The organism is Sedimentitalea sp. XS_ASV28 (assembly GCF_041224545.1).
Taxonomy (GTDB): Bacteria; Pseudomonadota; Alphaproteobacteria; order Rhodobacterales; family Rhodobacteraceae; genus Sedimentitalea.
The window spans coordinates 1-363 of sequence record NZ_JBGFGP010000033.1 but is presented as its reverse complement, the minus strand read 5'-3'; the positions used below and the strand labels follow the sequence as shown (position 1 = coordinate 363).

The window sequence follows — 363 nt, the reverse complement described above, 5'->3', positions numbered from 1 at the left end:
CTTGTTGCGCCGGGATTGGACCAGAACGTCCAGCACGAAGCCGTCCTGATCGACCGCCCGCCACAGCCAATTTTTGCGCCCTCTGATCGAGACGACAACTTCCTCCAGATGCCACTTGTCGCCAAGTTTGCCAGCCGATCGGGAGCGAATTGTGTTCGCGAATTCCCGTCCGAACTTTTCGGCCCAGGCTCGCACCGTCTGGTGCGACACGATGATGCCGCGCTCGGCGAGAAGATCTTCTACCATCCGAAGGCTCAGAGGAAAGCGGAAATACAGCCAGACTGCATAGGCGATGACATTGGGCGGAAACCGGTGGCGGCGGTAAAGGTCAGGTTTGGTCATGCCCTCAAGTGGCATATCGCG

The 363-nt window shown here is 58.7% G+C and carries 1 protein-coding gene; it reads right to left on the bottom strand.

What is annotated here, in order from left to right; all coding sequences use genetic code 11:
- Positions 1–342, bottom strand: a 342-nt coding sequence (locus AB9K34_RS00470; protein ID WP_369952527.1) for an IS6 family transposase, incomplete at its 3' end; no start/stop codon positions are given.
- Between the last annotated feature and the right edge of the window lie 21 nt (positions 343–363).